Consider the following 216-nt stretch of genomic DNA (forward strand, 5'->3'; position numbering starts at 1 on the left):
CAGGGATGGGCAATAAATGCAGACATTCGTGGTCATCAGGTAGTCATTGATCAGCCGCTAGCGAGTGTCGGCACTAATGAGGGGCCGACACCGCTCGAATTTTTCCTTTTCTCTTTAGCGGGTTGTATCGGCAGCATTGCCCGTATTGCAGCAGCTCAACAGAAGATAGATCTAAAGAGCATGGAAGTGAAGGTAGATGCCGATTTGAACCCTATG

General features: G+C 49.1%; 1 protein-coding gene. It reads left to right on the forward strand.

Translation table 11 applies throughout. The annotated features are described in order from the left end of the window. Positions 1-216, forward strand: a 216-nt coding sequence (locus ACRHOC_RS15730; protein WP_431159505.1) for an OsmC family protein, incomplete at both ends; no start/stop codon positions are given.

It is taken from the genome of Winogradskyella poriferorum (genome assembly GCF_050618035.1).
Lineage (GTDB): Bacteria > Bacteroidota > Bacteroidia > Flavobacteriales > Flavobacteriaceae > Winogradskyella > Winogradskyella poriferorum_A.